The organism is Bacillus sp. FDAARGOS_235 (assembly GCF_002073415.2).
Lineage (GTDB): Bacteria > Bacillota > Bacilli > Bacillales > Bacillaceae_G > Bacillus_A > Bacillus_A toyonensis.
This window is the reverse complement of sequence record NZ_CP020437.2, coordinates 158,106-178,468: the sequence shown is the minus strand read 5'-3', so window position 1 is coordinate 178,468 and position 20,363 is coordinate 158,106. Positions and strand designations below refer to the sequence as shown.

The 20,363-nt window shown below is 31.6% G+C and carries 23 protein-coding genes; 3 read left to right on the top strand and 20 right to left on the bottom strand.

The genetic code is table 11. The annotated features are described in order from the left end of the window. Positions 1–15: 15 nt before the first annotated feature. From A6J74_RS02495 to A6J74_RS02455, 9 genes are all read right to left on the bottom strand, one after another. Positions 16–1,062: a dipeptide epimerase gene (locus tag A6J74_RS02495; RefSeq protein WP_000704541.1), complete on the bottom strand. Its 1,047-nt coding sequence runs from the start codon at positions 1,060–1,062 to the stop codon at positions 16–18. Between the two features lie 68 nt (positions 1,063–1,130). Then, positions 1,131–1,457 (bottom strand): DUF3870 domain-containing protein, encoded by a 327-nt coding sequence (locus A6J74_RS02490; protein ID WP_000271325.1) that lies wholly within the window; start codon positions 1,455–1,457, stop codon positions 1,131–1,133. A gap of 300 nt (positions 1,458–1,757) precedes the next feature. Beyond that, on the bottom strand, positions 1,758–2,114 hold the full coding sequence (locus A6J74_RS02485) for an FtsB family cell division protein (RefSeq protein ID WP_001228732.1): 357 nt from the start codon (positions 2,112–2,114) through the stop codon (positions 1,758–1,760). 236 nt (positions 2,115–2,350) lie between these two features. Further along, the gene (locus tag A6J74_RS02480) at positions 2,351–2,785 is read right to left on the bottom strand and encodes a DUF4279 domain-containing protein (protein WP_000344618.1); all 435 of its coding nucleotides are present in this window, start codon (positions 2,783–2,785) and stop codon (positions 2,351–2,353) included. 611 nt (positions 2,786–3,396) lie between these two features. Further along, positions 3,397–3,627, bottom strand: a complete 231-nt coding sequence (locus tag A6J74_RS02475; protein WP_000789036.1) for a hypothetical protein — start codon at positions 3,625–3,627, stop codon at positions 3,397–3,399. A gap of 161 nt (positions 3,628–3,788) precedes the next feature. Continuing rightward, entirely contained in the window at positions 3,789–4,289 is a 501-nt protein-coding gene (locus A6J74_RS02470) for a hypothetical protein (protein ID WP_033659254.1), read from the bottom strand. Positions 4,290–4,503: 214 nt separating this feature from the next. Next, positions 4,504–4,767, bottom strand: coding sequence for a hypothetical protein (locus A6J74_RS02465; RefSeq protein WP_000426647.1), 264 nt, complete (start codon positions 4,765–4,767; stop codon positions 4,504–4,506). A 143-nt stretch (positions 4,768–4,910) separates the two neighbouring features. Then, complete coding sequence (locus A6J74_RS02460) at positions 4,911–5,471, bottom strand: AAA family ATPase (protein ID WP_000668770.1); 561 nt, start codon at positions 5,469–5,471, stop codon at positions 4,911–4,913. A gap of 100 nt (positions 5,472–5,571) precedes the next feature. Further along, entirely contained in the window at positions 5,572–6,333 is a 762-nt protein-coding gene (locus tag A6J74_RS02455) for a class I SAM-dependent methyltransferase (RefSeq protein WP_000490896.1), read from the bottom strand. A 204-nt stretch (positions 6,334–6,537) separates the two neighbouring features. Between A6J74_RS02455 and A6J74_RS02450 the strand changes: the two genes are divergently transcribed. Continuing rightward, a complete protein-coding gene (locus A6J74_RS02450) occupies positions 6,538–6,807 on the top strand; it encodes a hypothetical protein (RefSeq protein WP_001086637.1) in 270 nt (89 codons plus the stop codon). Positions 6,808–6,887: 80 nt separating this feature from the next. Here the strand turns inward: A6J74_RS02450 and A6J74_RS02445 are convergent, their stop codons facing one another. From A6J74_RS02445 to A6J74_RS02435, 3 genes are all read right to left on the bottom strand, one after another. Continuing rightward, positions 6,888–8,684, bottom strand: coding sequence for a Xaa-Pro dipeptidyl-peptidase (locus A6J74_RS02445; RefSeq protein ID WP_000412268.1), 1,797 nt, complete (start codon positions 8,682–8,684; stop codon positions 6,888–6,890). Between the two features lie 204 nt (positions 8,685–8,888). Beyond that, positions 8,889–10,265 (bottom strand): HAMP domain-containing sensor histidine kinase, encoded by a 1,377-nt coding sequence (locus tag A6J74_RS02440; protein ID WP_001037230.1) that lies wholly within the window; start codon positions 10,263–10,265, stop codon positions 8,889–8,891. After that, complete coding sequence (locus A6J74_RS02435; protein WP_000865955.1) at positions 10,258–10,905, bottom strand: response regulator transcription factor; 648 nt, start codon at positions 10,903–10,905, stop codon at positions 10,258–10,260. Before A6J74_RS02435 ends, A6J74_RS02440 begins: the two co-directional genes overlap by 8 nt. 121 nt (positions 10,906–11,026) lie before the next feature. On the opposite strand from A6J74_RS02435, the gene A6J74_RS02430 reads away from it, so the two are divergent. Beyond that, a complete protein-coding gene (locus A6J74_RS02430) occupies positions 11,027–11,443 on the top strand; it encodes a hypothetical protein (RefSeq protein ID WP_000726753.1) in 417 nt (138 codons plus the stop codon). A gap of 41 nt (positions 11,444–11,484) precedes the next feature. Here A6J74_RS02430 and A6J74_RS02425 read toward each other — a convergent pair whose 3' ends face one another. The 6 genes from A6J74_RS02425 to A6J74_RS02400 form a co-directional block, all read right to left on the bottom strand. After that, positions 11,485–11,985: a DinB family protein gene (locus A6J74_RS02425; RefSeq protein ID WP_000392137.1), complete on the bottom strand. Its 501-nt coding sequence runs from the start codon at positions 11,983–11,985 to the stop codon at positions 11,485–11,487. A 101-nt stretch (positions 11,986–12,086) separates the two neighbouring features. Beyond that, the gene (locus A6J74_RS02420) at positions 12,087–12,545 is read right to left on the bottom strand and encodes a GNAT family N-acetyltransferase (protein WP_000651690.1); all 459 of its coding nucleotides are present in this window, start codon (positions 12,543–12,545) and stop codon (positions 12,087–12,089) included. Positions 12,546–12,628: 83 nt separating this feature from the next. Further along, a complete protein-coding gene (locus tag A6J74_RS02415; protein WP_000484700.1) occupies positions 12,629–13,303 on the bottom strand; it encodes an HAD family hydrolase in 675 nt (224 codons plus the stop codon). Between the two features lie 12 nt (positions 13,304–13,315). After that, on the bottom strand, positions 13,316–14,905 hold the full coding sequence (locus A6J74_RS02410; protein WP_000544325.1) for a M3 family metallopeptidase: 1,590 nt from the start codon (positions 14,903–14,905) through the stop codon (positions 13,316–13,318). Between the two features lie 380 nt (positions 14,906–15,285). Next, positions 15,286–15,846, bottom strand: a complete 561-nt coding sequence (locus A6J74_RS02405; protein WP_000282372.1) for a GNAT family N-acetyltransferase — start codon at positions 15,844–15,846, stop codon at positions 15,286–15,288. 304 nt (positions 15,847–16,150) lie between these two features. Further along, a complete protein-coding gene (locus A6J74_RS02400) occupies positions 16,151–17,011 on the bottom strand; it encodes a DegV family protein (protein ID WP_000538271.1) in 861 nt (286 codons plus the stop codon). A 223-nt stretch (positions 17,012–17,234) separates the two neighbouring features. On the opposite strand from A6J74_RS02400, the gene A6J74_RS02395 reads away from it, so the two are divergent. Beyond that, on the top strand, positions 17,235–17,666 hold the full coding sequence (locus A6J74_RS02395; protein WP_000027173.1) for a GNAT family N-acetyltransferase: 432 nt from the start codon (positions 17,235–17,237) through the stop codon (positions 17,664–17,666). A gap of 234 nt (positions 17,667–17,900) precedes the next feature. Here the strand turns inward: A6J74_RS02395 and A6J74_RS02385 are convergent, their stop codons facing one another. Next, entirely contained in the window at positions 17,901–19,133 is a 1,233-nt protein-coding gene (locus A6J74_RS02385) for a BC_2427 family protein (protein WP_000795520.1), read from the bottom strand. A gap of 127 nt (positions 19,134–19,260) precedes the next feature. Further along, on the bottom strand, positions 19,261–19,956 hold the full coding sequence (locus tag A6J74_RS02375) for a CsxC family protein (RefSeq protein WP_001295000.1): 696 nt from the start codon (positions 19,954–19,956) through the stop codon (positions 19,261–19,263). Positions 19,957–20,363 lie beyond the last annotated feature (407 nt).

The window sequence follows — 20,363 nt, the reverse complement described above, 5'->3', positions numbered from 1 at the left end:
TCATTTCTTCTAAGATTACATATTCACTTTAGAATGAAGGTTTACCTTTGAGCCGGAGTAAGTCATTCCTTCCGGTTCTTCCATTAACCATAGCGGTGCATCAAGATCGAAATAATAAATATTTGGATGTGCAGCAGCTAAGTGTGCTACAGCACTAACGGAAAGTGAAGATTCCATCATGCTGCCAACCATACATTTCACACCTGCCGCTTCTGCAATATCTGCAATACGCCACGCTTCACGTATACCACCGCATTTCATTAATTTAATATTGATTAAGTCCGCATAGCTTCCTTGCACGAGTTTTAATGCGTCACTTGCTGAAAATATACTTTCATCAGCCATAATAGGCGTTTGTACATTTTCTTTTACGTACTTTAATCCATCCAAATCTTTCGCGTGAACTGGTTGTTCAATGAATTCTATATTTAAATTACGATTTTCCATCTCTTTAACAATAGAAACCGCTTCTTTTGGATTCCATCCTTGGTTTGCATCTAATCGTAACGTTGTATTTTTTGGTACGCTATTTCGAATCGCCTCAATACGCTCTAAATCTAAATGCACAGATTTACCAACTTTAATTTTTAAAGTTTGAAATCCTTTTTCTATATGTTGCTTTGCCTCTTTTGCCATAATAATAGGATCATCTACACTTACTGTAATATCTGTATAGATTTCTTTCTTACCGCCTAATAATGCGTAAAGTGGGACGTTTTGATATTGGCAATACACATCATATAAAGCGATATCAACCGCCGCTTTCGCACTTGCATTTCCTATACAACTCATTTGGATATGCTGTAATAACTGCTGAAATTGAATTATATCTTGACCAATTAAGCATGAACGCAGCGGCCCTAATATAGCTTCCTCAATCCCACTAGCGAAATCTCCCGTAATAACCGGTGTTGCGGCCGCAGCTCCTTTTCCAACAATTCCTTCATCTGTATGAATAAACACATCAATACTTTCAATTTCAGTTACGGTACGAAGTGCGGTTTTAAATGGAGTATGAAGCTTTACACAACGACGCTTCACCTTTATATCCGTAATTTTCATTTCGCTCATCCTTTCGTTGTCCAATAAAAAAATCCAGCCGCAAGAACTTCCTTACGGCTGGATTTTGTCTATGATTGAGTAGACAAAGCAGCAATCTGATTATATTTTTTTTTCGCATCTTTTAGCGCTACTAATAATGCCTTTTGAGATGAACCGAAATAACGATCTTTTATTTCTGTTACTAGCGCTGGATCATTAATATTTTTATGTAGAAATAAATATTTAACGAATTGAGATGTTAATGCAATTGTCGCTGAGCAATCTGCATCTACAATTTCCCCTGTCTCCTTCACAAGTACAAAAGCTACAAAATAGCTTTTAAACTTTTCCGTAATGGGATTATTTTGAGGCGCTTTCGCATCCCCTACGACATAAATTGTATTTGAAGCATACACAGCTATCTTCCTTTCTTATACAAGGATAACGGGTTTCTTAATAGTCGTACGAGCGATAAACTCAACATTCATTAAAAAATGTATCCGCTTACGAATATTATATAAAATTATCAGAATTTTAACAATATTTATCTTTACACATATTTCATAATTATGGATAATTGAATTCCATTGATGTAATGGCTTCAACTGTACATCTTACATTATGTTAGAACTCCTTGTACCATGCAAAAATTTAGCTTTTTTGTTTTCGTACTTCATTTACAAATAAAAAACAGTTAGCCAACGCTAACTGTTTCATTACTTTGGTAATACGAAAATCGTTTCATTTGACTTAGAAAATTGGTACTCTTTTCTCGCAAACTTCAAAATTTCCTCTTCATTATCCGTTAAATTCTCAATGTTAGTCTTTAGAAACGATTGATCCTTCTTTAATGTAACTAATTGTTTCTTTTGATTTGTAATCGTATCTTTTTTATTCATTATTATCTCTTGCTGTTTCGTTAAAATATATTGAACATACAAAGTAGTCGCTGCAATAAAAAGAACCATTAAAATAAGTCGTCTTAACTTCTTTTTGTTTATAGTACGATTGTCACTAGGTTGTGATAGTTGCTCTGGTATATTAGGAACATTTACTCTTTTGAGTTTCCTCATTTCAAGTCCCCCCAACCCATATTTTTCACTACCATAGGCACGTTTTCTTACTAAACTAAATTCTATTCTTATAAAATAAGTTCCTTCACAAAAATATCTCACAAATTAACCAATTAAAGATAGCATTCGACGACATTTCCATATTTACATCGAAATTTTTTATGTATGCTGCAATAAAATAGTAGTTTATGTTATTCTTTTTCTACTATTGTAGAAGAGTTTTTTTAATTAGCACTTTATTTTATCTCCTCAACATAAGGATTCGCATATAAATCAATATCAAAATCAGCTTTAATACTGTTAGCAAAATCAATTACTGGATTATCTAAATGAACAGCTGGTGTATGGCCATCATTTATTTTAATTACAATAGTGAATCTACATTCTAATCCAAATTCTCTTTTTAGTTCATTAATAATGGCTGACTTATCTTTTAGTTTTAGAATTACTTGCTCCATTACATCTCCTACATCTAATGATTCCTGATATCCTGTACTTATTTGCCAAGATGTATAATTTCTTGTTATGTTTTCAGTTTCGTTTGTTTTTCTAATTATGTCCCCTTTTTTATAACTTATAGTTGGGCTTACTTGCAATCTTTCAGAAACAACCTCTACTGGAAATTCATCTCCGGACAGATTGAAATAAACCATTACTTGCGTTTCATCCATTAATCTCACACCTTTATTAAAAATAAATTATTATTTAATTCAATCGTTCCATTTTACTACAGACTACAAGTTGAATTTTATGCCAACCTATAACTAATATTAATATGAATCATTCTACAATTACATCTTTTTATTAAGATATAACATTTTTATTTTTATAAAGTAAAACTTTAATCAATGTGGGTTATGTTCACCCCCACTGATTATCAGCCCTCACCAATCGGTCCAGCCCCACTCCCACCTAACTTCTTTGCCCCAGCCGAGTTTTGAGGTGGGAGTTTTACTTCCCGGCAAATAGCGTGATAAACTCTATTACTAACGGCGCATTACTTCTCCATTTAAAATTGTTTACATAATACTATTATTTTTATAATTTATTATCCCAATAAAAAAAACAATCCATTTGTTAGATGGATTGTTTTTTATGTTTCATTTTTATAATTCTTTAAATAATTTCATCGTTTTTACCTTAACTGAATTTGATTTATAATAATGAAATAAAAATATATATTAAAAAACCGAGCACATTATGCATATCAAAAAATAGCTGCCTAATAAACATTTATCATTTGAAAAAAATACGTATAAACCCTCTAAAATGAGCAGACTTATCATACTAATCTATAACAATTTTGCCTTCTCCCCTTACCTGTTTCCTTTAACACATATGATTTTAAAACAAGGGCAGTTAATGAATCCGTTAATGTTTTATATGATAAATTAGACAATGCCAATAGATCGTTTGTATATAACATTCTATGCTTCTCTAATAATAATAGTACTAATCGTTCTGACGGTTTTAATGTCTCATCACTTTCTAGTATAAAGTCTATATTTTTCATTTCTCTAATTATTGCTCCTTATATAAAAAAATACTTTAAATGATTATTTAATATAAAAATAATACATAACAAAATTTGAAGTATACTAAAATAACATCATTTTAAAACACTATTATACTATAACATAGAAAAAGCATTTCCCAAAATAGGAAATGCTTTTCTTAATTCACTTTCTTATATTGCTTATATGATTGTTCCAAACCTATATTATATTTCGTGTTTTTATCCGTCCAGTCTTCTCCTAAATTACCTGGCCATCCTGATGTATTAGCGACATATTTTAATAACTCCCAATCTTTTAATCCTTTTTTCACACCGCGCTCATATGATTTGACCATATTAGTGATTGCTATTTTTGCATTGATTTGTGAATCCATTAAACTTTCTTCAGATAACGAGGCTGGTGCTAATCCGCCCCGATGCAATTGGAATAATCCAAATGATGTGCCATTATCCCCTATCGCTTTTCGATTCAATTTTATTTCGTGGTCTGCGATAGATAGTGGAATCCAATCTGGAATACCATACCTCTTAGCAACTTCACCAATTATTTGTTTATTATTGTCAATCTCTTTATACTTCTCATATTTTGAATAAAGGGCATTCGTTACTGTTACTAACGTAAGTAATATGAATATATATTGCAACGCTTTTTTCATCATTTCATCTCCTGCTTTGTGTATGTTTCACTTCCTACTCACACTATAAAACCTTTATGTGACATTCATTTGACGAAATGATATGAATGATGCATAAGTTAATAATAAATTAAGTTTTTCTAAAATCACTTAAACAAATAAAAACGGTTCGTCTATCATGTTTTAAACATGAGTGACTAACCGTTTTCAAGTGTCTTTTTAATTAACACGTTCTACCTTATATATTTCTTGCAATATGTGGTTTGCTGTAATGACTCGTTCCGCCGCCACCTACTACTACTTTACCGCCTTTTCCAAAGATTAATAATTTACTTGAACCATCTGCAAGAAGTACTATTACTTCCGCATGATCACTTGTAGCTACATAGATTACATAACCGCTTTTTGAAATACACGTTTCCCAATTCTCATCAAATTCTGATCTAACTACCCGATTAGAATACACTTGATTTTCAATTCTTCCTTGTTCTTCGTTTTCCAAATTTATTCTCCCCTCTTCCTTGAATAGTTGTATATATTAAAATAGCAGTCCTGTTTAAAATAGTGACCGATTTTAACATAAATAGTATATGTAGGTAGTAGGAGAATGCTTGGACAATGAAAACGTATCAGCATTTAAAAATTTTACAATCGAAACTTCTCTTTAATCATTTCCGCTACTTCTTTTGCACTCAAGTAAGTATTATTAATTTTTATATACTCTTCTTTTTCAATTTCACCATGAAGAGAGTTTAATCTATGCTTTTTCATCGTTTCTTTTAAATTATTTTCAGACCATTCAATATCTCTTTTTTTCGGTTTATGTTCTAATCTATGCGGGCTTTTATTCCGTTCTAACCTTTCATCTAATTCCGCTTCCAGCTCTACAAAATACACCGTCCCACCTTTTGATTCAAAAATACTTACTACATGATGTATATAATCCCAATCGGATTGGAGGTCAAATGCCCATACATAAGTAAAAATCATTCCAGATAAATCACTTTTAGATACTTCTTCAAATATTTCATTACGAAATAAACTTACTAGTCTTTTTGCTTCTTTCGTACTGTAATCAAAAATTAGACTTACTAAATCAATTGTCATATGGTTATGAAAAAGTTTTAAACCGGTTAATGTTGCTAATTCTTGCCCCACTGTCATTTTCCCAACTGCTTGTGGGCCAAATATTAATATGAATTTCATTTATTTCCCTCCTATCGCTCTCTATAAACAATTACACAAAATAGAAAATAAGGCAGTCGATTTCGTATCGATTGCCTTATTTTTATTAATAGTTTCTGTACTATTTTTTTCGCACAGCTTCAAATGTAACCATTTGATTTGCATTTGACGGCTCTTTTTCATATACATAGTCAGCAGAGCAAGTAATGTTAGAGAAACCAATACTTTCTAAAAGGAGTTTAAACTCTTCTATACCATACCACCGCATTGCAAAACGTTGTAGTTCTGTTTGCGTTAACTGTCCTTTACTCCACTTTTCATATTTTAAATATGATACAGTAATTTGGTTCAGCCAATCTATTTCAATTGATTTATTTTCTAATGTAATTCCGTCACCACTCGGCAAAGAAAAATTTGATGTATGAATCTCTCCAGTCTTCCAGTCATGCGGAAGCATAATATCGACGATTAACCGACCACCTAGCTTAAGGTGCTCATAAAAACATTTCAATGCGTTTATAGAATCCACACGATTTTCAATTAAACAAAAAGATCCAGTAGGAATGATAATTGCCTCATATTTATGTGGCAGTGAAAATTTTTGTAAGCTTCCTTCATATAGATTAGGATGTAATCCTCTCTCTTTACATCGTATACGGCACGATTCTAGCATTTCAGGTGAATAGTCTATCCCATCTACTTTAAATCCAGCCTCTAGAAGTGGGATGATGACACGCCCTGATCCTACCGCTGCTTCGAGAATTCTTCCTCTACAATTTTTTAAACGTTCTTCATAATACTCAATATCACCATTTAAAGAATAACCGACAGGCTTTGTGTAATCATAAAGTTCCGTACAAAGTGTACTATAAAAACTAAACATTTATTTTCTCCTCCGTTTTATACGTACGGAAGATTTCAATTCAATTAATCTTCCTGTACCTTTAATTTTAATGAAAATTCGAAAGAGCTGACTGTCATACTATATCACTCGCTTTCCATAGAATATAATCACATTGTATAATATTTCCTTCAAAATGAATATATATAAATTGAAAATTCAGACTTATTTCGAAAGGATGATATGATGAATTCATTAATTGGATTTCTTTTTCTTCTTATCACTTTTAATGCTCTAATTTTCTTTATTGCAAAGAAGTATAGGCGAATATGGAAAATTGCCAGTGGCATTTTCATCCTTTCTTCCCCCATCATTTTCTTCGCGACTATGCATGTAATTGGTGAAAAAGTTGGAGATGGTTTCGCTGGAGGTGCTGCTGGGCTTATCTTTAGTGGAATTTTAATCCTAAATGCAATTGTTTTATTTGTTGTAAGTATTTTTAATAGAAATTCATAATCGCCTCCTCGTATTGATAAACAATTACACCCCAAAATTTAAAGAGCTTACTATATAGTAAGCTCTTCATTAAAAATCATTTATTTCACAATCGGTAATATTACTTCGCTTAATTTTACTGTAAGCTTCGTACCCGCTTTCGGTCTAATTGTATAATCATAGTCGCTAGCAATTAAAACCACTCCAATTTGATGCCCCGCTTTAAAGACATATTCATCTGGCTGCATGTCCCATGTAAATGTATAATCTTTTCCAGGTTGAAGTGCTGTTGAATTTTTTATACTATTTAAGTTTTGCGGGTCCATCCAGCCTCTCGTGACGATTTCAGGCTTTGCTCCACCGTAATCAACAAGTAAAGCTGTTAAATTCGCTACAGAACGGTCAATATTTCCTTTGAATGAAACTTGTGCTGTACCGCTTATTCGTGTATCTTTTTGCAATACTGGCATTGTATACACTAATCGATTTGCTACTTCTAATTCCGGGTTTGCTACTAATTGGTTTGATTTCATTTTTGCATCATCTACGAATGAGAAAGTCTTATTAGCAGATCCCATACTTAATGGCAAATTGACTGCTTTATTACTTAAATACATTCGGATTTTTGACGGCACAGCCGCTGGATCTGGCCAATTTTTTAACTTTTCCCATGTTTTATTTTCTCGTTGTACATCAACCATTGGTTCATCCATAATTCCATTTTCAATTCCGTACAACCAATAATCTAACCATTTATTTTGTGTTTGCTGCCAGTTATTACTTGATGTTCCGCCGTGTCCACCTTGATGTAACCACATTTTACGAGGTACATCATTTTCTCCAAGTGCATCCCACCATTGCGCGAACTGCTTCGTTTTTACGTTCCAATCGTTTAAACCGTGAACGACAAATACGCTCGCTTTTACATTTTTAGCATCTTTCACATAGTTACGTTTATCCCAAAAATCATTATAATTACCAGTTTTCCGGTCTTGTCCATCAGTGAGCTCTTTTATAACTTGTCCGCAAACTTCAGGGTTTTCCCTTGTTAGTACTGCTTCTGCCATATTATCTGTATCTTCCCCTTGATACCCACCTGGCGCAATGACTGCGCCATTTGCACGATAATAATCATACCAACTACTAATCGCTGCGATTGGAATAATTGTTTTTAACCCTTCAACTCCAGTCGTCGCAACAGCATTTGGTAACGTACCATTATAAGAAACCCCTGTCATACCTACATTTCCAGTAGACCAATTTGCATTTACTTCTTTTCCATCTTCTGTATATGCTTTCGCACGCCCATTTACCCAATCAATGACAGACTTCGTCCCCAATATTTCCTGTTCGTCTCCAGTCGTAGGACAGCCATCTGATTTTCCAGTACCGATACTTTCTCCTAAAATAACTGCATAACCTCTTGGCACGTAATAGTTTCCGTACGAACCAAGATTAACCGCTCCATACGGTTTTCCTTCATACGCATACAATTCTTCATCTACATTATATACAGGAACATCTTTTAATCCAGCTCGATATGGACTCATTTCATAAATAACAGGAACTTTCACATTCGGATCAGTTTTTGGACGCATAACCTTTACTGATACACGATCCTTTTTACCATCGCGATCACTATCAACTTCTGTTTCTACAAACAAATTTTCAATAATCGCTTCATCAAGTGAGTAAATAGGTTTTGTCATCCCATTTTCTAATTCAATTTTTGTGTTCGAATGTAATGCTTCTGAAACTTTTCCATTTAACTTAACGCCATTTTCATTTCTAGTGTTTGTTTCCTTATTTTCTGCATACGCAGTGATAGTAGAAACTCCTGATGTAATTGATAAAGATAAAATAGCTGATAGTGTAATTGCAATTTTCTTTTTCTCCATGCCCTTCCCTCCCCAATACTTCTCTTCTTACTATACAACAAAATTACTGAAAATTCAGTTTATATTTTATACAATAACTTGAGAAATTTGTAGAACATTCTCCCTACGAGCTTTCAAAATTATATAGTTCCACTTAATACTGTCTTATAATCATAAAAAAGCATCGTCTCCTATTGAAAATAGACGATGTTTTTTAGTTTTTAATTAGCCCTTCTTCATATAAATATCAAACTGTATCTCTCCATCTATAGTAGAGACTCCATATTCAAAACCATGTCTTTCTAAAATACTTTTCACTATCGCTAATCCTAATCCTGTACCTGATTTTTCTTTACTACGAGAAGATTCTAATACATAAAATGGTTCCCAAATTTTATCGATATCTTTAATTTGTTCAGCATGAATACCATTTTGAATTTGAAAATATATACCATCGTTTCTATTTTGTAAATAAATTTCCACATTTTGATTCGTTGTATATTTAATCGCATTAGAAATTAAATTTTGAAACACCATTCCCATTTTATTTAAATCTGCATAAATGATTGTATCACCAACAGTATTGTTCACTTGCAAATTGATTTCTTTCGATTCCAGTTCAATCTTATGTTTATCTATTATACTTTGGACTAGTGGCTCAATAGGGAATTCTTCTTTTTGTAATATATCTCTTTCTAGTTTAGAAAATCGTAATAACTCTTCAATTAGATTTGAAATTTGATCAGTTTGTTTAATAATTGTATCTACGTACGTACCATCATCTAAACCATCTTTTATTCCCATAGAATATGCTTTTACTAATGCGATAGGTGTTTTTAATTCATGAGTCATATCACCCATAAATTGTTTTAAATGTTCATTACGATCTGTTAAATCTTGATGTGCTTCATGCAATTTATCACTCATAATATTGATACTATTGGCTAAGTCTCCTATTTCATCGTTCGTTTTCACTTTCGTTCTTTTAAACTTCAAACGTGAAATTTCTTCTGCGACATCACTTAATTCTTTCAATGGTGTCGTGATTGTTTTTGAAAGTATCCACACAAGTAAAATAATGAGAAGGATTGAGAAACACAAAATGTATAAGTAGAATGTATTTAACGTATTAATAATTTCATTTGAATTTGCAATAGAAGTCCCAATTAAAATTATCGTATCATCTTTCGCAATATATTTAGCAAAAAAGCTTGCTTTTACCTTTCCTTGATCATATAGTTTATTCGATTGCCCTTCCGTTTTCACTTTTATGACTTCGTCTTTCGTAATCCACAGTTTATTTAATGTTACCTTCTTTCTCATAAGTTTTGTGTGTAGTGCTTCGTTCATATCAACTATTGACTGGTTGATTGGCGTATACACAATTGAAACATTACTTTCATTTTCAATTGTATGGATAACATCTTCTAAATCTTTTACTGATGTATTTTGTATTTGCATTGTAAATTTATTTAAGTTTTCACGTGTTTTATAAATATTATATTTCGGTAAAAGATAATTAATTAATAATAAAGAGATCATAAAAATAAGAATAACCGTTAAAGAAATGCTGAAAAATAGCTTTTTTCCAAGTTTATTCACTTTGTTCCTCCAGACTATAACCTAAACCACGATGCGTCTTTATAATATTCTCTCCGATTTTTTTACGCAATCTCCTCACATGTGTATCAACCGTTCTCTCTTCTCCAAAATAGTCAAATCCCCATACGATATCTAACAATTTTTTACGCGTTAAAATCATTCCTTTATGATTTAAAAAGCACTTTATTAATTCTAGTTCTGTTTTTGTAATATCTAATTCTATATCATTTTTATATACTTTATTTTTGGCGAAATTTATCTTTACATCTTGCACTTGAATTACATCATCCTGTTGTACAAGCTTTTTCGCTCGGGTAATTAGTACTCCTGGATGAAATGGTTTTTTCACATATTCATCTGCCCCGCTTTGAAGCGCTGCTAATTCATCTTCACTTTCACTTTTTGCCGTAAGCATTAACACTCTTACACTTGAATTCTTTTTTATTTCCTGACAGACTGTAATACCACTATGTTTCGGCATCATCCAATCTAAAATAGCTAAATCTATTTTCTCATCATAAAAAATTTGAAGTGCTTCCTCTCCATCTTTTGCTAATAAAACTTCGAAGCCTTCTTTTTCAAAATAAGCTTTTAAAATTTTCAACATATCTTGTTCATCATCTGCAATCAATACTTTCATAATTTATCCTCCATTACTTTTAAACAAAAACCAATTGTATCATACAACTTCTTTGTTACATGTATGTGACAGAAAAATATTTAAACCTTTTGAGGGTATAGTAAAGATGAGGTGTTGTATTATGAAAAAAAAAATCGGGTTCATTTCTCTTCTTTTCTTCCTATTATCAACAAATGTGCTCGCAAATACAAATCAACAAATTGAAGTGTTTGATTGCAAAAAAGAAATGGTCATTCAAAAACAATCTTTAGATCCAGCAATCCAAAAAGAAGCAGTTCAATACGCTAAAGCAATAACTGGACCATTTAAAAACTTAAACGTCGTTCCGAAAGATGGACATATGATAAAAATCCCTTTATCTAAACCTATTTCTATTACGAATCAATGGTTACATACTACAATAGACGAAGTACTTATACTGCTCCCACAAAATGAAAAACCTTATATTATGCTATATGATGATGAGAATAATCCGCATTTTTATTATGTAAAAGGTAATCCAAATAGATTATTGAAACAAATGAATGTTACATTATAATTTAAGAAAGATCCCACAAATATCATTTGCAGGATCTTTCTTTATCGGTTAACAACTTGATTTTCATTAAAAAAATGCATAACCTGTCTTTTATGATGTTTATCATGATCTACAAATTCTTTAATAATATATATAAGAGAATACGGCGTTCCAGTATGAGGACAATGTGATACTCCATTGGCAGTTACAGGTTTCTTTAGATTTCCAGCAGGCAATAAACTAAGTTCTTTTACGAGTAACTCTCTTTTTGTTTTTGCTTCTTCAAGAAGTTTCATCTTAGATATACCCGATTTGGCATAACTAGAGGCTATTTTATTATATGTATTAAAGTCAGGGAACTCCACTCCCTGTCCTTCTCTCACTGATGGTAAGACCTTACTTAAAAGACATTCATCCCAATTCATAATATGAGATACAATCTCACCAATAGTCCATTTCCCCTCTGATATTGATGCCACCCACAATTCTTCTTTCATACCTTTCAATGTATTTAACCAAATTGAATATTCATTGAAATCATGAATAATTTTATTTTCTTCCATCATCCAATTCCCCATTCTAATAATAGATTCAAATGAATTATATCATCAATCCACATAAAAATAGAACAAAAGTTCTGTCAAAGTGGATAAATAATACTTCACTACATCCTTTTATATAAGTTCAAATAATGGCTCGCTCCTACATATTTTTTCCCTTTCACAAATCCACCCGAAGTATAAAATTTGTCACCCTGTTCCGTATCTGTATTTAAGACAACGATATTAAAATATTTTTTAGCATCACTTAAAATTCGCACTAACAGTAACCTCCCTAATCCTTTCCTTCGGTATTCTTTTGCAATATAAAATCTTCTTACCCTACCAATCTTATTATTTTCTGTATATGGATCCTCATTTAGCCCTCCTATTCCAATTAACTTTTCCCTTTGAAAAATACCATATAAACATTCTCCAGTTTTATTAAATACATTTATTTTGTTTTCATATTCATTTATTAATTTTATTAGGAAGTTAAAACCTCCTTCCTTACTGTCCTGAACGAGATGACTAATTTCATATTTCATTAAATTTTCTATTTGTTGAATATGTATATCTTTCAAGTAAATTCCCTCCCTTAATATAAAAATATATAAAAATGCTCAAGAATCATTTATTCTGAGCATTTTTATGGTTGTTACCTTATTCAATTCGTAGCATGCGTATTCTGCACTTCAGACAATATTCCCTTCAACTCCATTAAATCATCTATTACTATATCGGCACGAGCCAGTTCATCTTCTTGTGCAAAATCAAAATTGCATCCAATCGCAATTAAACCGTTATCTTTCGCTGCATTTATATCAGATAGTCGGTCTCCAACTACGGCTGCCTCTTTTATATCATATTTGCTCAAAATGGTTTTGACTAAGTCACTTTTATTTAGCGATTGTATTTGTTCAATACTACATGTTTCAGTAACCCACTGATCCAAAGCATAATAAGATACGATTGCTTGTAAGTATTCTTTTAAGCCATTACTAGCAATGTATATTGAACAATTATTTTCTTTTATGTGCGTAAATACTTCTTTTACATTCGGATATAAAGCACCTTTTCCGCTCTTTATGTTTTCAATTAATCTTTCCAAAAAATATGCGTCTGTTTGTTCTCTCACTTCAATAGAATGGTCTGGTAATAACGTCTCCCAAACTTTCGGTAACGGCACACCCATAATTTCACGATACTTATCAATTGGCGTTACTGCATCCCATAATTGTAGTGACCGCAAATGATTAAAAGTATCATCTAGCGATACTTCTAAAATTTTATCTGTTTGAAATAACGTTCCGTCCATATCGAAAATTAGTGCTTGAAACATGTCATCCTCTCCTTACATAAGCTGCAAATATTCATCAATATCTTTAGAAATTTGTATAAAAGCTTTATCCCAAAATTCATAGCTTGTTATATCTATTTGAAAATGTTTTTTCATGAGCTCTTCTACTGGAGCTTTTCCTGTTTCTCGTAGAAATTCTTTATACTTTAAATGGAATGTACTTGAGTTTTGCTTCGCTATTTCTAATAAACTAAAACTTGCTAAATATCCAAATGTGTACGGATAATTGTAAAAAGGAACATCCGCAATATAAAATTGAATATATTTAATCCACACGAACGGCTGATATTCACTTAAAGCATGTCCATATGCTTCTTCTTGTGCCAATATAGATAACTTCTCAATTTCGTCAGCACTTATGGGACCTTCTTTACATTTTTCATAAAAATTCTTCTCAAATTGAAATGATGCTCGAATGGCCATAACATAATTAAAAGTATTTCTTATTTTCCAGCTAAGTAATGACTTTTTCATATCTATACACTTTGTTGTTTCGATTAAATAGTTTATGAGTACTGTTTCAAAGAAAATAGACGCTGATTCAGCTGTACTCATTGGCAAATAATCATCTAAAAAAGAAGTAGAGTGTTCAAAACTCATATTATAAAAATGCCAAGCATGTCCTAGCTCATGAGCAAGTACTCTTACACTATCTATACTCCCATCATAACGCATGGAGATTCGTGATTCTTTCTCAATGAAAAATGGAGCACAAAAACCACCTGGTGGTTTATTCTCTCTCGGTTCAGCATCTACCCATCCACTTTCTATCGCATTACGTGCAAATTCTGCCAATTCTTCATTAATATCTTTTAATGCATCATATATGTTTTGTACTGCTTCTGAAAAAGGAATAATAGCCTCATTATTTTTCTTTACTGTCATAAGTTCATGCCATGTAATGAAAGCTTTTCCGTTCTTATACACTTTTAAAACGCTGGCTAATTTATCTAGATTTTCTTCTGTCGCATCCCACATTTGTAATAATACAGTTTCAGAGATTTCATTCGCTTGGAGAGATTGTGTTAAAATCTCTCTATCCCCTATTTCGTTACTTTTTGTATTACGTAATCGCCCTATTTGATTTAATACAGTAGCAAAGATTTCTTTTTCCTTATGCAAAGCACTTGTAAGTAACTCGAATACTTCTAACCTTTCCTTTTCATTATCACTATTCATTGCAATATGATTTGCTTGACCAAATGATAATTGTTTATTATTGTGCTCTATTTCTATCTTATTTCTTAATTGTATGTACATATTTTCCCACGCATTTAGTTCATCTTTTATGAACCTAGTATTAATATTATCAGAAATTGCCACCTCACTTTGTTGTATTACTTGCTGTACTTCACTTTTTAGTTCCTTTACTTTCACAGTCAATATAGTATTGTCAGATGAAACACTTTCTTCAGCCGATCGGCAATACAAATAGTATTCTGCCTTTTCAATAGCCTGTATAAGTTTTGAAAGGATTTCCACATCCTTTGTCACTATATATTGTTCTTTCAACTCTAATATCGGAAATATAATATCTTCACACGAATATAATCGATCTAAATCCCACCTAGCAATTTCATGCATTTTTATAGCCGCCTCCTATTTTTACAAATAGTTACAGATATTTCTCCCTACCCAATTATATATGAAACTACAATTTTTTAATATCTTTAAATATTTCGTTTTTTGATGAGCAGGACTAGATTTATATTCGTTTCTTTCACCACTCAATCACAAATAGCATAAACACATGAATGATACGATGTGTAAAAAAGACAATAAAGTTATTTACTTTTAAGCCTAAAACAAGCATAACCCCGTTCTAAATTTAGGACGGGGTTAAAATATAGATGTATAATTTTCGATATAAGATACTTCACTGTACTTAAAAATATAACAATAAAGTCGTTTGAAAATCTAATTTTTATTCAACAATAGCGCCTATTGTTGAATAATGTTCAATTTTAAACGAATAAAGCCATTAATATTAAATTTTGATAGCCGTCATCCAATTTTACACCCTTTGCTTTTCTACCCTCTTCAAAAAATCCTAGATTCTTATATAACTGGATTGCACCTAGATTATCTTCCATTACCTCAAGACAAACTTTTTCAATCTTACTGTTATTTTTAGCCCAATTGATTAACGTTTCTAGAAGAGCTCTTCCAATACCATAATTTCGATATTCAGGTAGTATGGTCATCGCAAAAGCCCCTTGATGACTAATTTTTTCTTTGTTTCCGTTCTTAAAATCGATTGCACCGACTAACTTACCATCAACTTCAGCAATAAACTGTACATAATTTGGATTTTCATGATAAGCTTTTAACGTTTTTTGAATAGCATCAACACTCATCTTTTTTACACCTTCAACCGTACTTAGCATGTATGGAGCATTTATTAAAGCTTTTGAAGCAGCATTTAGCATTCTTTCTGCGTCCTGTTCTTTAGCTTCTCTAATTATTACTGTTTGTCCATCCTTAAATTTATAAGTAAAAACATTAGTTGATAATATATTATACACACCCTTTCGGAATATAATTAATCGGATTCTTTAACTATTCCACAATTCTTAAGTAAGAGAAAGTCGTATCACCTTTTCTGTAATCGCCCTCCTTTAACTTAATAACAATTATTTCAAATATTTTTAATTTTGACAAGAAATCGTTTCGTTATATAGTTCGATTGTTGAATAACATGACTGGCGTTTTTAAACAACTTTATTATCTCTGTACACGATTACTGATATAAGTATCACTTCACCAATACCATATCGACCAATTATCACAGATTAAAAATAAAAAAGGATTGATCAAAAGATCAATCCTTTACTCTACTTCATTTAAGAAAAATAATGTTATAACGCCAGGTCCTGTATGTGCACCGATTGCTGCTCCAATTGTATTTACGATAAATACTTCACAGCCGAATCTTTCCGTAATTAATGCTTTTAACGCTTCAGCTGTTTCTAAGTCGTCGCCATGAGTCATTGCGATTGTTTGACCTTTAAGTTCTTTCCCACGCTCTTCCATAATATCTACAATTCGGCCAAGTACTTTCTTTTTCCCTCTTACCTTTTCAAGTGGTACAAGTTTTCCTTCTTCCACATTTAAGATCGGCTTAATGTTTAATAAACCGCCGATAAAACCTGCTACTTTACTTAAACGTCCACCTCTAACAAGGTACTGTAAGTCAGCCACAGTGAAGATATGTTCCATATGGTTCATTAAAAAAACGACACGTTTTAAAATATCTTCTTTTGATGCGCCGTCTTTCGCCATTTTAGCAGCTTCTAAAACGACAAGCCCTTGACCAAGCGAAGCACATTTCGTATCAATAATCTCCAAATCTAAATCTGCATATGTTTCTTTTACTTCCTCTTTAATGACAATTGAAGATTGATATGTACCAGACAGTTCAGATGAAAAAGCTAAATATATACAAGGGTTACCTTCTTTTGCATAAGAAACAAATTTTTCTTGGAAAGTTTCAAGTGAAGGCAATGATGTTCTATAAACAGCGCCTTCTCTCATTTTTTGCAATAATGTAACTGACTCTAATGTAACTCCATCTAAATACTCTGTTTCTGCTTCATCATATACACGGAGTGGAATTAAATCAATATCATATGCTTGCAGCAATTCTACCGGTAAATCCGCCGCACTATCCGTAATGATTTTAACACCCATTTTTAAACCTCTATTCTGTTATAAATATAAAATAATAAAATAAAAATAGTACTTTTAAATTATATACGTAAAACTTAAATGAAGAAAGGAAAACACTTTATATTGTATGCACTATTCTCCAAAACTTGAACTGTTAATAAAAATCATGCCATTTTAACCACTTTTTCCTGAAAATATATTATGTATAATGGAAATAGTAAAAGTTTTCTGAAGGAGGATGCATATGAGTATTCAACTGGCTACATATAATGATCTAGAATGGATTAATAATCAATACGAATCAATAGGATTTGTACGGAGCGATTTAAAGCGAGATAAAGTTGCAATCATTACATACAACAATGAGTACGCAGGTGTTGGACGACTAGTCAAAATAGATGATAATACTATAGAAATGGGTGGGATTTTTATTCTCCCAAAATTTAGAGGTCTACAATTAGCTGGGGAACTTGTTTCATTTTTAGTAGAAACTGCGAAAAAATTACAAGTACAAAATGTGTATTGTCTTCCTTTTGAGGAACTAGAAAACTTTTATAAGAAATATGGCTATACTGAGGTCGATACTACGAAAGAAGTTGTCCATCCAATTATTCTAAAAAAATATAATTGGTGTTTAAAACATTATGATAAACATGTATTACTGTTTAAATTGTAAGTTTTCTATAATGGGGGTGGATACACTTTGTGTTACACCTCATGTTTTAACAAAGATTTATCCATTTCATCTATTAAAAGAATTAGTTTTTTAAAGCGATCCATCAATTGTATTTCATATCTTTCCCAAACGCTTATTAGCAAGCTCATTTACAAACTTGCTAGCATTATTTTTAAGTTTCTCTAATACATTTTCCTGAAGAAATTTTTAACTAATTGATGTAGAGATGATTAATTATCTAATCCGCACCCAAACTTCCTGTTCTTGTAACAATTGCACAGTTAATTCCAATACAAGGTTTTGTATTAACTGATACGCGTTATCATGCGGTGTACTTCGTTCCGATATAAATTCAATACATTGAAAAATATAACCTTCTACGAGTAAGCTCCCTTTTTCAATTTTAGATGGATTATTTCCTTTCCTTATTATTTTTGGTAATAAAAACTCATTTTTTGTTAAAATAATTTCCTGTGACACCTCTTTTATTTCTATAACTTTTTCTTTAAATACCACTTTTTCTCGTAAATTAATTTCACCTTTATACTTCCCTATTTCTATTGGTAATTTCGCAGGTATATAATTATTTACTCCTCCTTCATCTTCCTTATCTAAAATTATTCCGTGTATAGGAATCCACGAAGATGTTCCTACCCAATTCTCTTCCATATTACTTTTTATTTTTTGATTAGAAAGTTCTAAAAGCACTCTCTTTTCATAAAGGTTTGAAGAAACTAAATTACAATTAACTTCTCCTTGATAATGTTGCACTGTAGTTAATAACTTAGTATCCAATTCACAACCCCTTTCATCTTTTTGATTCCGAAATACAAATACTTCTTGATTTTTCACATTCATATTAGGGAATTTTATAAAACTAGTCACATCTGAAATAATAGAAAATGGGGTTTTTACTACTTTTGAACGTACTAAGGTCTCTATTTTTGATTCTGAATCTTGACGTTTTTTCTGTGACTCTGTTTCTTTACTCTTTTTCTCGGATTTAACTGCTTCTTCTTTTTTTGACTTTGTTTTTTTACTTTCTTTCTCTGATTCAATTGTTTCTTCTTCTTTTTTCGACTCAGTTTCTTTACTTTCTTTCTCTGATTCAATTGTTTCTTCTTCTTTTTCCGACTCAGTTTCTTTACTTTCTTTCTCTAATTCAATTGTTTCTTCTTCTTTTTTCGACTCAGTTTCTTTACTTTTTTTCTCTAATTCAATCGCTTTATCTCCCTTTTTTGATTCTGTTTTTTTACTTTTTTTCTCTAATTCAATCGCTTTATCTCCCTTTTTTGATTCTGTTTTTTTACTTTCTTTCTTTAATTCAATTGCTTTATCTTCTTTCTCTGATTCTGTTTCTTCAATTTTTTCCTTTTTTCTTATTTCGCGTGCATCATCTTGAACATTCAGCTTTTTCCCTTTATAAACTTTGTTCCATATTTCCTGACCAACCCATGGATTTTTCATCACCATCCCCCCGTCTAATGAAATTCATAAAAATATGTTTTTTGTACGCGACCATTTCATCATTATATATGTTTTATAATAATAAAAAAGACATTGTCTTTTTATCAAAGACAATGCTTTTTTAGTTTTATACTTGTACTTGTTGTACTTGTAAAACTTTTAAAGTAAGATCTAGTACAATTTTTTCACGAAGAGTATCAAATGGTTCGTTTAGGTCTGTTGGACAAGGTGAAAAGTCTAATTCAAAAAATTGAGCGCTGACTAATTCGCAATACGGTTGTTCATTATAAAAAACTGTATTTTCGAAGAAGTATTTGTCTAAACGTGGTAGATCACCATTTTTAGGATTAATAAAGTGAGAAGTAGTATCTGAGGAAGCAGCCACTATAGCTTGTGATAGAAAATCACCAGCTGTTAAATCAGCAAAACCAGAAAATGGAACATTAGCAATGCGGTCATATAGCACACCATTACACTCGTCATTTGCATATTCAATGTTTTTACGAATATATCCTTGTACAAATAATTTTGCTCTTGTAACTCGGCGGTAAGGTGTACCTGGTACTGGAGTAAATGCTACAGGAACTAACTTACATTGTGTTAAAAATGCATTTTTTAAGATACGTTTAATTTCAACCGCTGGAGGATCTAATGAAATATCAGATTCTACAACAATTTGAATTGTTCTTTCTGCTAATACAACCGGTATTTTTACAATTGGCGCTCCCGGAGTAGTAATTGGCGTTACAGGTGCATCACTTAATGGTGTTTGGGTTTGTCCTACTACCTGACATGGTACATTAATTGGACATTGTTCACTCATATTTTATAATCTCCTTTATAATAAAATTTAGAGTTTTTTAACTCTCTTTACTGTATATGTACTTTTTCTATTAATGCGTGGGTTTGTATCATAGTCACTTTTATCAATTGCATAGTAAAAGCTTCAATTCCTCTTGATAGTTAAAAATACATAAATTAATATATGGAGCCTATACTGATATCTACCTATATAAAATAGAATTTCTCGACTTTTTTATGATAAAGCTAATAGGTGTTCCAAAATTAATTTTTCAAGAGTCTTTTATTCTATCTAACAAAGAATACATTTAATAAGAACCATCTGCCAACTTAATACTATCCACAAAACAGAACATCACGACTATTGTCCCCTTTATAAAAAATAAAAACCGGCTAAAAAAGCCGGTTTTTGTACTCAATAGATTATAA

Excerpts from the sequence above, each read along its gene's own strand:
- A6J74_RS02495 (WP_000704541.1), bottom strand. The coding sequence starts at position 1,062 with ATGAAAATTACGGATATAAAGGTGAAGCGTCGTTGTGTAAAGCTTCAT.
- A6J74_RS02485 (WP_001228732.1), bottom strand. The coding sequence starts at position 2,114 with ATGAGGAAACTCAAAAGAGTAAATGTTCCTAATATACCAGAGCAACTA.
- A6J74_RS02480 (WP_000344618.1), bottom strand. The coding sequence starts at position 2,785 with ATGGATGAAACGCAAGTAATGGTTTATTTCAATCTGTCCGGAGATGAA.
- A6J74_RS02475 (WP_000789036.1), bottom strand. The coding sequence starts at position 3,627 with ATGAAAAATATAGACTTTATACTAGAAAGTGATGAGACATTAAAACCG.
- A6J74_RS02470 (WP_033659254.1), bottom strand. The coding sequence starts at position 4,289 with ATGATGAAAAAAGCGTTGCAATATATATTCATATTACTTACGTTAGTA.
- A6J74_RS02460 (WP_000668770.1), bottom strand. The coding sequence starts at position 5,471 with ATGAAATTCATATTAATATTTGGCCCACAAGCAGTTGGGAAAATGACA.
- A6J74_RS02455 (WP_000490896.1), bottom strand. The coding sequence starts at position 6,333 with ATGTTTAGTTTTTATAGTACACTTTGTACGGAACTTTATGATTACACA.
- A6J74_RS02450 (WP_001086637.1), top strand. The coding sequence starts at position 6,538 with ATGAATTCATTAATTGGATTTCTTTTTCTTCTTATCACTTTTAATGCT.
- A6J74_RS02445 (WP_000412268.1), bottom strand. The coding sequence starts at position 8,684 with ATGGAGAAAAAGAAAATTGCAATTACACTATCAGCTATTTTATCTTTA.
- A6J74_RS02435 (WP_000865955.1), bottom strand. The coding sequence starts at position 10,905 with ATGAAAGTATTGATTGCAGATGATGAACAAGATATGTTGAAAATTTTA.
- A6J74_RS02430 (WP_000726753.1), top strand. The coding sequence starts at position 11,027 with ATGAAAAAAAAAATCGGGTTCATTTCTCTTCTTTTCTTCCTATTATCA.
- A6J74_RS02425 (WP_000392137.1), bottom strand. The coding sequence starts at position 11,985 with ATGGAAGAAAATAAAATTATTCATGATTTCAATGAATATTCAATTTGG.
- A6J74_RS02415 (WP_000484700.1), bottom strand. The coding sequence starts at position 13,303 with ATGTTTCAAGCACTAATTTTCGATATGGACGGAACGTTATTTCAAACA.
- A6J74_RS02410 (WP_000544325.1), bottom strand. The coding sequence starts at position 14,905 with ATGCATGAAATTGCTAGGTGGGATTTAGATCGATTATATTCGTGTGAA.
- A6J74_RS02400 (WP_000538271.1), bottom strand. The coding sequence starts at position 17,011 with ATGGGTGTTAAAATCATTACGGATAGTGCGGCGGATTTACCGGTAGAA.
- A6J74_RS02395 (WP_000027173.1), top strand. The coding sequence starts at position 17,235 with ATGAGTATTCAACTGGCTACATATAATGATCTAGAATGGATTAATAAT.
- A6J74_RS02385 (WP_000795520.1), bottom strand. The coding sequence starts at position 19,133 with ATGAAAAATCCATGGGTTGGTCAGGAAATATGGAACAAAGTTTATAAA.
- A6J74_RS02375 (WP_001295000.1), bottom strand. The coding sequence starts at position 19,956 with ATGAGTGAACAATGTCCAATTAATGTACCATGTCAGGTAGTAGGACAA.